Source organism: Pseudomonas farsensis (genome assembly GCF_014268805.2).
Taxonomy (GTDB): Bacteria; Pseudomonadota; Gammaproteobacteria; order Pseudomonadales; family Pseudomonadaceae; genus Aquipseudomonas; species Aquipseudomonas farsensis.
The window spans coordinates 870,708-884,620 of sequence record NZ_JABWRF020000001.1 but is presented as its reverse complement, the minus strand read 5'-3'; the positions used below and the strand labels follow the sequence as shown (position 1 = coordinate 884,620).

The 13,913-nt window shown below is 61.5% G+C and carries 6 protein-coding genes and 5 tRNA genes; 5 read left to right on the top strand and 6 right to left on the bottom strand.

The features are described 5' to 3' along the window. Nucleotides 1-37 precede the first annotated feature (37 nt). Entirely contained in the window at nt 38-1,897 is a 1,860-nt protein-coding gene (locus tag HU719_RS03960) for a hypothetical protein (protein ID WP_186535294.1), read from the bottom strand. 256 nt (nt 1,898-2,153) lie between these two features. On the opposite strand from HU719_RS03960, the gene HU719_RS03955 reads away from it, so the two are divergent. The 4 genes from HU719_RS03955 to HU719_RS03940 all read left to right on the top strand — a co-directional run bounded on the left by HU719_RS03955 (nt 2,154) and on the right by HU719_RS03940 (nt 11,759). Further along, nucleotides 2,154-2,612, top strand: a complete 459-nt coding sequence (locus HU719_RS03955) for a hypothetical protein (protein WP_186535292.1) — start codon at nt 2,154-2,156, stop codon at nt 2,610-2,612. Nucleotides 2,613-2,650: 38 nt separating this feature from the next. After that, nucleotides 2,651-7,834 carry an RHS repeat domain-containing protein gene (locus tag HU719_RS03950; protein WP_186535290.1) on the top strand — a complete coding sequence of 1,728 codons (5,184 nt, stop codon included), beginning with the start codon at nt 2,651-2,653 and terminating at the stop codon, nt 7,832-7,834. 282 nt (nt 7,835-8,116) lie between these two features. Beyond that, nucleotides 8,117-10,633: a fimbria/pilus outer membrane usher protein gene (locus HU719_RS03945; RefSeq protein ID WP_186535288.1), complete on the top strand. Its 2,517-nt coding sequence runs from the start codon at nt 8,117-8,119 to the stop codon at nt 10,631-10,633. Nucleotides 10,634-10,676: 43 nt separating this feature from the next. Continuing rightward, on the top strand, nt 10,677-11,759 hold the full coding sequence (locus HU719_RS03940) for a fimbrial protein (protein ID WP_186535286.1): 1,083 nt from the start codon (nt 10,677-10,679) through the stop codon (nt 11,757-11,759). 171 nt (nt 11,760-11,930) lie between these two features. On the opposite strand, the gene HU719_RS03935 is transcribed toward HU719_RS03940, so the two are convergent. The 5 genes from HU719_RS03935 to HU719_RS03915 form a co-directional block, all read right to left on the bottom strand. Next, nucleotides 11,931-12,006: transfer RNA gene (locus HU719_RS03935), tRNA-Gly, on the bottom strand. Nucleotides 12,007-12,087: 81 nt separating this feature from the next. After that, a tRNA-Gly gene (locus HU719_RS03930) sits at nt 12,088-12,163 on the bottom strand. Between the two features lie 4 nt (nt 12,164-12,167). Beyond that, nucleotides 12,168-12,243, bottom strand: a tRNA-Glu gene (locus HU719_RS03925). Between the two features lie 92 nt (nt 12,244-12,335). Next, a tRNA-Gly gene (locus HU719_RS03920) sits at nt 12,336-12,411 on the bottom strand. 2 nt (nt 12,412-12,413) lie between these two features. Next, a tRNA-Glu gene (locus tag HU719_RS03915) sits at nt 12,414-12,489 on the bottom strand. A 359-nt stretch (nt 12,490-12,848) separates the two neighbouring features. On the opposite strand from HU719_RS03915, the gene HU719_RS03910 reads away from it, so the two are divergent. Further along, nucleotides 12,849-13,616, top strand: a complete 768-nt coding sequence (locus HU719_RS03910; RefSeq protein ID WP_186523620.1) for a hypothetical protein — start codon at nt 12,849-12,851, stop codon at nt 13,614-13,616. Nucleotides 13,617-13,913 lie beyond the last annotated feature (297 nt).

The following is a 13,913-nucleotide window of genomic DNA, read 5'->3' as shown; positions in this document are numbered from 1 at the left end:
GCAGCAACACGCCACAAAAACTTCGGGTTCAAGGGAATTAACGCAATGTCAGGCTCAACGCACGCAGCGCAAAGTAGTTATGCCCGCCGTCGAAACTCACCCGCGCACTCACGGTAAAGCTCTGGTTGATGACCTGCTGCTCCAGCGTGGCCCTGGGCAACAACACCTCGATGCCTCGGCTGGTCTGCAGCTCACTGATGCGCCCCTCCCACAGCCCCTCGTCCACTTCGCCTTTCCATACCCCCTGAACCGATACCGACACCCATTGCTGGTTGGCGATGAAAGGCCAGGGCGGAAGGTAGAATGTGGCCCCACGCGAGGGGACCTTGCGCAGCAACAGGTCCAGGCCATCGGCCTCCTGGCAGGTCAGCCGCGGGTAACTGGTAACAGCCAGAGGCAGTATCCGTAGCATGAAGGGTTCGGAATCGACGAAACTGCTGGCGTCATCCTTGCGCACCAGGCGATAGAACACCTTGAACCGTTTCGCGACGGCGTCGTCATTGCGCTCCATGTTCGCGGCGACATAATCGGCACTCACCCGAAAGCGACGTGGCCGATCCGGCCTGATAGGCTCCAGGACCACTTGCCGCCCTTGTTCGGGATGGCCCCACCAATGCATCTCGATACGCTCATCAGCCTTCACATCCGCGTCGTCAGGCACATCCACCAGTACACCGTTAAGGGCCCCCATGGCAGGCAACCTGCCGCCCCCCGTCTCGCCTATTGCATTGATTACCAGCGGCGGGGACAACTCCCGCGACTTCACAACAGAAACGGTCAAATCATGCGACGACAGATTTCGGCCAGCCCGGGCAAACTGGTAACCGAGCTTCACATCGCGCCCTTCGCTGCTGGTGAGCCAGCGCACAGGCAAGTTGAACAGCAGGCTGCCACTGGCCAATGTGCTGGGGTCTACGCGCAACACCTCATAGACACGGTCGTTCGACATCCAGTGCATCAACACTCGGTCGGAAAGCGCCATGCCTTCGTTGATATAGGGTGGAACCCGCACAGTGATACCGTCGCGATACCTGGCCGGATCCAGCTGTTCGCCGGGCCGCAGGCCGTCGATGGTGGGCTCGGGCAGATAGTTGGGCAAAGCTGCGTTGCTATCGACACGATATCGCTGTACCGGTGATGGGGCAGTGCCGCCATTGAGAAAGCGGATGGTGTAATGGGCATCCAGATACCCACGATCCAGGCGGCGCAGCCAGCTCCTCTCGACAGCGGTCTGCAGCAACTCACCCGGGTTGGCGACCGTCAAGAGCCGCTCCCAGAGATAGGTAGAACCCCGGTCGTCCACGCCATTGAGCGTCACCATGACAGTGTCGCCGGCCTGCATGGCCTGGTAGGGCGGCACCAGCAGCGCCATCGTGCTGCCCAGCGCACTCGGCTTGATGGTCATGTCATGGGCACTGGCAGCCAGCAATATTGACAAGGTCTCATTCGCTGCAGGTGGGCGTACGCCGATGAAGCAGAACTGACGCAGGGACTCCAATAACTGTAACTTTGCCTTTTTGGCAGCCCTCGCTTTCTTCGATTTCTTGGCCTTCTTACCTGCCCTTACCAAGGTTACCGAGTAGGAGTAGAACGCCCAGCCGCCACTGGCGTTCTGCACCAGTTGGTTGTCGATGTCGAGCCTGACCCCCTTCGCAGGATCGACCCCTCCTGGGACGAAAAAACTCGACAGCACGTCGTCGAAGGCCGAGCCGTCAGGAGCTGCACCCACCCAGCGCGGGAATACTTCGTCCCCCGCCGCCATGCCTGGATAGCGAATGTAAGTGACCAGCGCAGCGCTACCCAGCTCGTCGAGGTCGATCTCATCATTTGCCGTGAGGCCATCGATGACGGGCTTTTCCAGAGCGAAGGGTGAGGGTGCGGATCTTGATCGGCTCATGCGGGGCTCCTCGGGGCTCAGAATGGTCAGCGCCTGCCTGCTCGGCGTGGGCAACACTGTTGCCATGCCATTGGAACTGCGTTGAGCAAAGTTTCAGCCCGGGGCCCGCCAGCCGCAACTGACAGAATTACTAGGTACACCATGGGGCAAAAGCGCTACCTGTCACTTCTGTCAGGTGCGCAGCAGGCTCGCTTGACTTAGCGTGAAGGCACAGCCCATGGCGTGCCCGTGCCGTGGTCAGACAAGGAGCATCCCTATGAACGAAAGCCAAGAGTTGCCGCCCCCCGTATTGGCCAACCCCGTAATAAACATCCGAGATCGAGTCGACTCAGGTGGCGGGGGAGGTGGAGCGAGCTGTTCCATGCATATGCCGGGAGAAGGTACTGGCACCACCGCTTTGATGGTAATGAGAACCGGCGATTGCGCTGGACTGGCGCCTCGTTTCTGGGAAATCAACTCTTTCGCATCGGCAACCACCATTCTGCTGACCCAGAACAAAGACGGCACCAAGACCAATGCCTCCTTCTGGATCGAACTCAAGACCACCAGGCAGATGGCGGCCTTGAGTGGCGAGGAAGTCGTAGCCCTGAATGCATACGCCAAAAACGACTTTATCGAGTATGGCATCGGCGTGATGGTGGTCGACAAGCACGGCACCATCGCCAGGGACCAGTTGGGCAGCATCCGCGTGACTACCTCGGCAGCCCCCGCATGACCGAGCCCCCCCCCTCAAGTAACCCGGAGGCGAAGATAATGTCTGTGAATTCCAACGCACTCAACTTCATGAGCTTCGTGCAGAACAGCGTCGATCCGCGTACTGGCCAGTACACAATGGCCATAGAGCTGCCCCAGTTGATCGGCAACAACCTGAGCGGCCCGCACCTGCCGCTGCGTCTGAGTTTCAGCCCGATGAACGACAAGGATGCTGGCTTTGGGACCGGCTGGAGCCTGAACCTGACCCAGTTAGCCATAAACACTGGCATGCTCAGCCTGGCCACCGGCGAGAGCTTCAAGGTAGCCGACAACGGCCCCGGCCAGACGCCGGTCATTGCCGAACGCAAGCTCGAAAGCTTTCACCTGCACAATGAAGGCGACCCAAACAAGAAGCTGGTGCGCTACCGCGTGGTACACAAGTCGGGCTTGGTGGAGGTGCTCGAGCCGCATCCAGGCGACCCCGACGTAGCCCTGCCAGTACGCATGCTGGCCCCTTCGGGGCACGGCCTCACCCTGACCTACGACCGCATCAGGCAGAAGACCTGCCTGGTATCGGTGAGCGACGACACCCACCGCCAGTTACTGAGTATCAACCACGACAGCAATAACATGGTGCTGATCACCGTGCACCCCCAGCAGCCGGAAAAGGCAGGCTACATCCTCAAGCGCTCGGGCAACCAGCTGCGAGAGGTCGTGCTACCCACCGACGACCAAGCCTCCTGGAGCTTCCAGTACGCGACATTTGAACGGGCGCTCTGCGTGAGCGAGGTCAAAAACCCCCTTGGTGGCGTCGAACGTATCGTTTACGACGCCAACCCGCACCTGTTACCGCCCGACAGCAACAATATCGTGGGTTCCCTGCCCCGTGTCGCGCGCCACATCGTGGAGCCCCTCGTCGGCCAACCCCAGATGGTTACCCGCTACACCTATACCTCAGGAAACTTCCTCGGTTACGGCGGCAAAGGCGTCACTTGGAGCGAGGATGGCCTGGACAACCTGTACAAGCTGACCGACTACACGTACACCTATGGTTCCACCGCCGAATACGTGCGCCCGGGCCAGGCGGGCGAGTCAGCGGAAGTTCTAGTGCGCAGCGTCGTCCGTTCGTTCAACCGCTTCCACCTGCTGACCAAGCAGGTCACCCTGCAGGACGGCTGCGAAGAAACAGTCAAAACCGTGTATCACGAAATTGAAGGCGTTGCATTCAAGCATCAGCCATCCACACTCCAGTTACCCAAGGCCGTTACCAAGCAGTGGCGCCTCACGTCAGACCCCAGAAAGTTCCGCGAAGAACAGGTCAGCATGCGCTACGACTCATTCGGCAACCTGCTGCAAGAGTCCTTGGCCAACGGAACGCTCAGGGTCTACACCTACTACCCTGCCAAACCCGAAGCCGGCAGTGACTGCCCGGAGGACCCGGAAGGTTTCGTGCGCCAGCTTGAAAGCCTGACCGTATACCCAGCCGTCGTGCCGCTCAAGCCTGACGAGGAGCCTGCACAGCCCGTCCGCCTGCGCTACGGCTACCGCTTCCTACCGGCCCTGCCCCCCAAAAGAGAGGGCGAAAAGCCTCAACCCGGATGGCTGGAACGAAGCGTGGAGCGCATGCTCAAGGTGCAGGAGGAGCCCGCTGGCGGAGAACTTGAAATCCCGCTGCAACTCACCGAACGCGAGCACTACATTACCCCCCAAAATGCGTTGCTGCATGGGCGCATGAATTATCAGACAACCGAATACGGGCCAGGCAAGAGCAGGGACGTCTGGCATTACAAGCTGGAGCAGGACGACGCAGGCACGCCGAACCGGCTGTCGATTACCCAGACCCACACCGTACAGGGTGGCACCCTGCAACGGCGTGTCGAACAGGTCCACAACATCCACACCGCCGGTCTGTTGCAGGAGCAGGACCTTAATGGCGTCATTAGCGGCTACCGATACGACGTGCTCAACCGCCTTGTGGAAGAAACGGTGGCCCCTGACGACCCCAGCAGCAAGGCCTCACGCCGCTACGACTACAAGATGTTGTATGGGGATCAACGTGGCGCGGCCTTGGAAGATGTCATCGACGCCCAGGGCGTGAGGACCCGCACTTACCTTGACGGCGCCAGCCGCCCCCTGCGCCAGCTGCGCATCAGCAGTGATGGCCAAGAATTGCCGGTCCACTACGAGGCCCGCTACGACAGCCTGGGCAACCTGAGCGGCGAAACCTACCTGGACCAGTACCTGGAAAATGCCGCCGAGCGCAGCCTGAAGCTGGACTACAGCTATACCTATGACGGATGGGGCCAGCGTTGCACCGTGCTGCACCCGGATGGCACCCGCGAACACCGGCTGTTCTCGCCATTCGGCGCGAACGGCAACCAGGTCACGACCTGGGTCAGCACCCCCAATGCACCGGATCAAAGACGTGAAGAGCAATTTAGCGAGTACAACCTCTTCGACAAGCCAGTGCACGAATACCGCCTGGACGGGCAGCGTGAGGTAGGTCGGCAGGATTACCGTTACGATGGCCTGGGCCAATGCATCGAACAGACCCTGACCATGGCCGAGTCGGCCCTTGCCCGCATGCCACACCATCACCGGCCGCAGCGGCAGCCGCGTGCAACCCCCACAGCCGTCAAACGCACCACGCGTATGCGCTACGACGTCATGGGCCGCATGTATGAAACGCGCCGGCCCGACGGCAGCGTGTTGCTGCGCCAGTTCGCCGAGAGCAGCATCAATCAGCTGACCACCCTGTTTCAAGTGAGCAACGCCCAAGGACGAGCCACCAAGACTGTTTGCAAGCGCGAGTTCGATGAAATGGAGCGCCTGGCGCGGCTCGACATCGGGCCACGGGTCCAGACCTACCGCTATCAACCCGATACGGAGCTGCTGCTCCAGCACACCACGTACCGCACGGAAGGCAGCGGGCCCGGCCCGGACCGACGGACCCTTACGTATACCTACGACCCCAATCGTACCGTACAGGCACAAAGCATCAAATCGCAGCGCATGCACAAGGGCGGGACGTCGGCAGATAGCATGGCCAACTTCGATTACGACCCAAAGACCGCGAACATCACCAGCGCCACCAATACCGAAGGTTTGCGCAAATATCTGTACACCGACCAGGGCCAACTGGAGGAGGAGCACTGGCAAGATGCCAACGGCAGCAACTACACCTGCAACTATCGATATTCAACGCAGGGGCTCCTGCTGCAACGCGAAACCAGCGATGCCCGTCCCATCGAGCACAGCTACGATGAACACGGCCGCTTGGCCAAAACCCGCCAGGGCCCACTGCAGGCCAACCTTGCCTACAACAGCGCCGGGTTGTTGCACACCACCGACACTGTGGATGACGCCAGCGGTCGGCACCTGCGCTGCGAGCTGTTCTACGATGCCTTGGGGCGGGAGGTAAAACGCACCCTGAGCGTCGATGCTGGCATACCCCACGAGCTGCACCTGGTATGGCGGGACGATGACATGCTGCTGCAGCGCCGGCTTGTACGAAATGGCGAAGAGCTACTCGCAGAGTACTTCGAGTATGACGCGCTCGACCGCCTGGCATTCCACGATAGCTTCGGGCCGAACCTGCCCTGCAATACCAAGGGCCGCGCGATCATCAGCCAGCAGTTCGACTTTGACGAGCTGGACAACCTGACCCGCTGCCGTACATGGTTCGACGATGACAAAGAGGATGATGCCAACTTCCAGTACAAGGACGATGGTAGCTTCCAACTGGCCTCGGTAAACCACACCCTGATTACCGACTACCCTGCCCTACAGCGATTCAGCTATGACGAACTGGGCAACGCGCTGAACGATGAAATGGGCCGACGCCTGGTGTACGACGAGGCCGGGCGCCTACTGGAGGTGCGCGCCGCCGAGGACGATAACAAGGTAGTGGCCAGCTACCGCTACGATGGCCATGACCAGCTGTGCGCAGTACGCAGCGACAGCGGCAGCGAAGTGCAGCGCCGCTACCAGGGTTTGCAGGTAGATAGCACCCTGCAGGACGGCCTGCTGACCCAGTACCTCTACAACGGTGATACAGCCCTGGGCTTGAACCAGTGGAGGGATGGAGCCCTGGTGAGTAGCCGCCTGCTACTCAACGATGGCCAAGGCAGCGTTATCGGAGAGTACGACGGCACCGGCCTGCGCCCGAACCAAGACAAAGAGCTGCGCCCGGCCAGCTACTGCGCCTATGGCGAGCGGCCCGACAACAATGGCCTGGAAACCCTGCTGGCATTCAACGGCGAGTTACGCGAGAAAGCGTTTGGCTGGTACCTGCTGGGCCGCGGCTACCGGGCCTTCAACCCTAGCCTGATGCGCTTCCACAGCCCCGATTCGATGGACCAGGAGATCTCGGGAATCAACCCGTACCTGTACTGCCTGGGCAACCCGATCAACTGGAGCGACCCCACCGGGCACCGTTCGTCCTACGGTTATGGCAAAGAGAACCCGACCGACCGCAGCCCTCACGCGCAGTATGTGGACCCTATCGAACAACCTGAGGCCCCCAAGAGGAATTGGACCAGCTGGATTGGTGTGGCCCTCGGCGTGCTGATCCTGGTCGTTTCGGTGGTAACGACACCCTGGACCGGCGGCAGCAGCCTCGGCGTAGGCATCGGAGTAGCGGGGGCTCTCTTACAGTCGGCGGGCGTCGGGTTTGGCGTGATGGCCGTGCTCGAGGACGATCCCGAGAGAAGTAATATGTTCAGCATGCTGTCATTCGGAGCGGGGACGGTGGGCGGGATGATGAGCTTTGCCGGTGCGGCAATGTTGACGAAGGCCGCGGCGGCCACACAGGCAGCGGCGGCCACAAAGGCAGCGGCGAGTCTTGCGCAGGCGACCAAGCGCATGTTCACTTCGTTCCGGGACACCGCTGCCGGGATCGCCTCGCTCGGTAAGCGAGCGCCAGTAAGCTCAACCGCAGGCTCGTTAGCCTCCTCCAGCACGCCAGCATTGATCCGAAGGGCCAGCGCAACCCCGAGCCTAGGATCCCTTGGCGCAAACGTTTCCAAGAGCGCAACCCCCAGGCCATCGCAATCTGTAGTTACTGAAGGAATAAGTAATGTAGCGGAAGCTGCGGTAACCAATGGCGTCAGTGTTGCTCCCCCCTCATCTCCCGGGAGCGTTTCATCTGTAGACTTGGGCTTCACAGGAGTACAAAAATGGCCCACAGTGCGCCCTGCCCAGGGACTCATTCGCCCCCAACTTTGGTGGATAACACGCCTCTAGCCACTCAACTAAACCTACCGAAGCTTGGCACGACGCCCTCCTTGGGCGTTGTGCCAGCCCTCTAGCCTGCCCGCTTAACCTCGCTGCTCGCACCGATGATTTCTTCCGACCACGGGAAAGAATCCTCCTACATCCAGCCCTACCCCCTTCTCCTACGCTAGCGCCTCGATTCGTGCCCTCATTTCAACCTTTCTGAAGTGCCCGGCAACGTCCACTCCTCGCAACTACTCCGTCCGCCGGTCGCCTTCTGTTGGCAGCGGACAACACCCACCAGGATGTCCAATGCCACAGTTTGAACGACGCAGGCCGCTGCAGCTGTGCCCGCGTTTTAACGCGCTGATGCCAATGGTCGGCAGCACACTGCTGCTCGCAGCAACCAGCGCCGTACAGGCCGCCCCCCAATCCCCCCTGTTCGATGCAGCATTCATGCGTCAGTCCGCCGGCCAGCCCATTGATGCCGGGCATCAGGCACTGCAAGGCCTGGCTGCCAACGCGCCACTGGCGCCAGGGCGCTACCAGGTGGAAGTGGTGGTCAACCTCGTTACCGCCGGTTCCTATGAGCTGGCGCTGCTCCGTGCCCCCCAGGGCAGCGGCCTGCAAGCCTGCCTGACCGCCGACCTTCTACGCGTGCTGGGCCTGCGCGAACAGGCCCTGCGCGAACCGCTGCCGGACGACACCCGCTGCGTAGACCTGCCAAACCTGGTACCCCAGGCACAAGCGCAACTCGACCCCGCGCAACTGCGGCTGAGCCTGTCGATTCCGCAAATCGCCCTGCGCCGCGACCTCGCAGGCAGCGTGCCGATCGAGCAGTGGGACCCGGGCATCAACGCAGCCTTCATCAACTATCAGGCCAACGCCCAGCACAGCAGCCGGCAGAACAGCAGCCGTAGCAGCCAGGACCTGTACCTGAACAGCGGCATCAACCTCGGCGCCTGGCAACTGCGTAGCTCCCAGGCCCTGCGCCAGGGCCTGCAAGGCGAGCGCCGTTGGACCCGCAGCAACACGTACGCTCGGCGCGACCTGCCCGGGTTGCGCGCAAGCCTGACCCTTGGCGAAACCTTCAGCGATGGCGAAGTGTTCCGCAGCCTGCCGTTCACCGGCGCCCTGCTGGCTTCCGAGCACGACATGCTGCCCGACACCTTGCAAAGTTACGCCCCGGTGGTGCGCGGCGTGGCGCAGACCCGGGCGAAGCTTGAGGTACTGCACAACGGCTACCCCATCTACGCCACCTATGTTGCCCCCGGCCCTTACGAAATCGACGACCTGAACCTAGGTGCCGGCCACGGCGAGCTTGAAATCGTCCTGACCGAAGCCGACGGTCAGGTACGGCGCTTCATCCAACCCTACGCCTCGCTCGGCAACCTGCTGCGCGAAGGGGTGTGGCGCTACAACGCAAGCTATGGTCGCTACAAGGGCGCCGAACAACTCGCCAGCCCCGACTTCTGGCAGGCCACCCTGGCCCGTGGCGGGGGCTGGAGTACCACCCTGTACGGCGGCCTGATGGGCAGCGACCATTACCAGGCCGGCGCCATCGGTATCGGCCGCGACCTTGGTAGCCTTGGTGGCGTGTCGTTCGACATCACCCATGCTCGCAGTGACCTGGGCGAGCGCCATGGCAAGGTGACAGGCAACAGCTTCGCCGCCCGCTATGGCAAGAGTTTCAGCAGCAACACCAGCCTGCGCTTTGCCGGCTACCGCTATTCCACCGAGGGCTACCGCGACTTCGACGAGGTGATCCAGCAACGCCACGATGCCAGCGGTTTCATGGGCAACCGCCGCAGCCGCCTGGAGGCCTCGGTGTACCAGAACTTCACTGGCAGCGGTTCGCTGAGCCTGACCCTGACCCAAGACGACTACTGGAACAGCAGCTACCAGCGACGCCAGTACCAGGCTCAGTACAACACCCGTTTCGGCCAGTTGGGTGTCAACCTGTTCGCCTCTCAGGCGCTGAGTAGCCAGCAAGGGCCAAGCCGGGTTTTCGGGGTGAGCCTGTCGCTGCCCCTGGACTCGCCACGCTACCGCACTGCCACCTTCGATATGCAGCATTCCAACGGCGCCTCCAGCCAGCGTGCGAGCCTGGGCGGCGATTTGCTGGACAACCGTTTGAACTACCGTGTTTCGGCCAACCGCGACCAGCAGCGGCGCACCAGCGGCGCCGTGTCGTTAGGCTATCAGGGCGAACTGGCCAGCCTGGGCGCCGGCTACACACAGGGCGCCGATTTTCGCAGCGTCTCGCTCAACGCCAGCGGCACGCTGCTGGCCCACAGCCAGGGCCTGACGCTGGGCAACTACCTTGGTGAAACCGCGGCGCTGGTGCATGTGCCCGGGGTCGAGGGTGTGGGCGTACAGAACGCTGGCAAAGCTCGCACCAACGCTCAGGGTTACCTGCTAGTGCCTTACCTGCGCCCCTACCGCAACAACACCCTGATCCTCGACACCGACGACCTTGGCCCCGATGCCCTGATCGAAACCGGCACGTTGCAGCTAGTGCCGCTGCGCGGCGCCATCGTCAAGGCCACCTTCGCGGCACGCAAGGTCACGCGCCTGGTGCTGACCCTGATGCAGGCTGATGGCCGGCCCCTGCCGTTCGGCGCCACGGTCAAGGATGAACAGGGCCAGACCCTTGCCGTGGTCGGCCAGGCGGGCCAGGCACTGGTCGCCATCGACGCCTCAGAGCAAGCCCTGCGGGTGGACTGGCACGACCAACGGCCCCAGCAATGTGCGTTCGACATTGATGTTGCCCACATGCGCCAGGACGGCGGTTACCACCTGCAGACCCTGCATTGCCAACCCCGATGACCATCACGCCCGCCATGCGGGCCTTTGCCTGGATATTTCTGCGATGCCCTGTTATTTCCACCCCAGTATGTGCCGTGCGGCACTGGCTGCCGGGGCCCTGCTGCTTGCCCTCACACCCCACGCTCAAGCCCATTGCGAGTTTCAGTCAGGGCACTCAGGGCAGATCAGTTTCGCCATGGACATGGGCACCCTGTGGATGCCCCGCGACCTGCCCGACGGCCAGGAAATCGCATCGGTCGAGAAAGCGGTCTCCAGCCCCAACAAGGCGAACTGTTTCTACGAGGCAATACGTGAAGTCCGGGCAGAACTGATCAACACAGCGCCTATGGTGCTGCATTCACTCCCCGCGACGCGCAACCGCAGCATGCAATACCCAATTCTGCAGACCCGCGTACCCGGTATCGGGGTCACCATCGCGCTAGGTACCCCCTACGACGGGGCATTGGTGGCTAACAGCAACCGCTTCATTGCCGACCCTGGCACCCTGACGGCAATCCCGTATCGCGGCGGTTTGCGCAGGCAGACCGTGTTCGCCACGCAAATGGGGGACATGCGTGTCAAGCTCACCTTGGTCAAGACCGGCCCGATCGCTCCGGGCCCACAAACCATCGACGAAGAACTCTTCCATGGCATCCTTGACCAGATGGGCAAGGTACTGGACTTCCGGCTCAAGACCACGGTCAATCATGCCCAGTGCAGTCTGCGTGCCGATGCGGTGAGTGCCGACCCGGTGCAACTGGGCGACTACAGCCTGACCGACTTCCCCGCGCCACCCGGCAACGCCCGCACGGTGCCATTCCACATCCGCCTGAATGACTGCCAGGACGACAGCAACGCCAGCGCCGCCACGGCCTACATCCGCCTCGACGGCATCCGCGGTTCGGCACCCGTGGACCGAGCCCTCGGGGTGTTCAGCCTGACCAGCAACTCCACGGCCACCGGTATTGGTATACAGATGCAGCGGGCCGACGGCACGCCCATGCCTCTGGAACAAGAGGTGCCGGTCAAGCGGCTGAACATCGGCATCACCCAGCTGGACTTCCAGGCGCGCTTCTACCAGACGGCGGCCAAGGTAACCCCTGGCCTTGCCGAAGGTGCGCTGAATTTCACTGTCAGCTACCAGTAAGCTGGGCGCCCTGGCATCTGAAAAACCTTCCAGATGCCAGGGCGCAAGTGCTCTATTACCGCAGCGTCGAATAAGCCCGGCGCCAACCGGCGCAAATCCGCTAACAGTGCAGGCAGGCACTTTTCGAACGGCAAAAAAAAACGCCACTCGAAGAGTGGCGTTTTCTATGTTTGGAGCGGGAAACGAGACTCGAACTCGCGACCCCGACCTTGGCAAGGTCGTGCTCTACCAACTGAGCTATTCCCGCAAGATGAAGCGTTGCTGCATTGGGCGTGAAGCGCCGTAAGGCCTTCACCACCTGTACCGCCAAAGGCGATAACCGTGTAACTGGAGCGGGAAACGAGACTCGAACTCGCGACCCCGACCTTGGCAAGGTCGTGCTCTACCAACTGAGCTATTCCCGCAATATGGCGTCCCCTAGGGGACTCGAACCCCTGTTACCGCCGTGAAAGGGCGGTGTCCTAGGCCACTAGACGAAGGGGACATACCCGACGCTTGGTAGCGTACCAAGTTATGAACCTCACGATTCAGCCTGGATTTTCTTTTCCTGCCCTGCCGAAGCAGTGCCGGAGAAACTGGAGCGGGAAACGAGACTCGAACTCGCGACCCCGACCTTGGCAAGGTCGTGCTCTACCAACTGAGCTATTCCCGCAATGGCGTCCCCTAGGGGACTCGAACCCCTGTTACCGCCGTGAAAGGGCGGTGTCCTAGGCCACTAGACGAAGGGGACACGCTACAACATTCACTACCTGAAGCGTTCGGCTGTGTGCTTTACGCTGCAAGTGGCGCGCATTCTATGGATGGCTCGACAAAGCGTCAAGCCCTTTATCAAAATTTATTTAAATCAATGACTTCCCGTTCGACAGATGGCGGGTAGAGCATGCGTCCGGGGTTTGACGTTGCTTTTCTGGCGCCGCCTCGGCAAGCTCACGGCAATGTGCCAGCACCGAATCATAGTTGCAGATCGGCCAGCCATTGCCGATACGTATAAAAGGCAAGGCACGATCCGCTGGGCAGCACTGTTCGCCCCCCGGCGAACTCACTACACTCTTGCCAGGTGCAAAACTTTTTCATGATGAGGCGTTAACGGTGACACCACTACTGATCACCCTGCTTGTCGTTGCGGGTATCGCATTGCTGATCGTGATCGGCTACCTCAACAACATGGTCGAAAACGGCAAGCTCGAACGGGCACGCCTGAAGGTCGAGCTGGCAGACCGGCTGCGCCGCTGCGGCGAGATCAGCGAGACCTTCCCCGGCCAGTTCATGACCCCCGCCCTCAAGCTGCTGCTGACGCGCCTGGAGCTGAACCTCAATCAGCGCCAGCTGGCAATCGACAAGCACAGTGCAGCCCTGAAAACGCGCATCGCCGAACTCGACGGCCTGATCGCCAAGGGCGACAAGTTGCCGGTCAACAACCCACCGGCGCCGATCACCACCGAGGTCAAGGCCAAGGATGTGCGCTTTTTGCTCGAACTGCTGCATAACCAGATCGTGCGCGCCACCCAGGAGGGCTTCCTGAACACCAACGAGGGCAAGTACTGGGTCAAGGAAATCCGCCACATCCTGGTGTTGCTGCATATCGAGTTCTTCAACAACCTCGGCCAGCAAGCCCTGCAGCAGAACCAGCCGGGCCAGGCGCGCCTTGCCTTCGAACGCGGCGTGCAATACCTGCGCAAGCAACCCGAGCCCAAGCAGTATGAAGAGCAGTTGACCTACATGGAAAAACTGCTGGCACGCTCCAACGCCCAGGTGCTGGACCAAATGGAGCCTGCCGAGAACGACCAGAACGCGCTGACCGAAGGGCTGAAGACCGACGAAGAAGAAACCTGGAAAAAGCGGGTTATCTACGACTGAGTCAAGCCCGCCACATCGGCTAAGCGCAATTCTGCACCGGCCTCATCGCAGGCTGTCGCCAGCTCCCACAGTGACTGCGTCAGCAGCGATAGTGGTGCTTGGCCCGACGCCTGTGGGAGATCACCCAGCCCTTCCGGGCTGCGCTGTCGCGCAGAGAACTGGGCACCGTGGGAGCGGGCTTGCCCCGCGATGCGATGCTGGCAGTGCTATCGCTATCGCGGGGCAAGCCCGCTCCCACGTTTCGATGTAAATCAGTCAGTTAGCGTTTGTTCTATGAGAGCTGGCGACAGCCTGCGA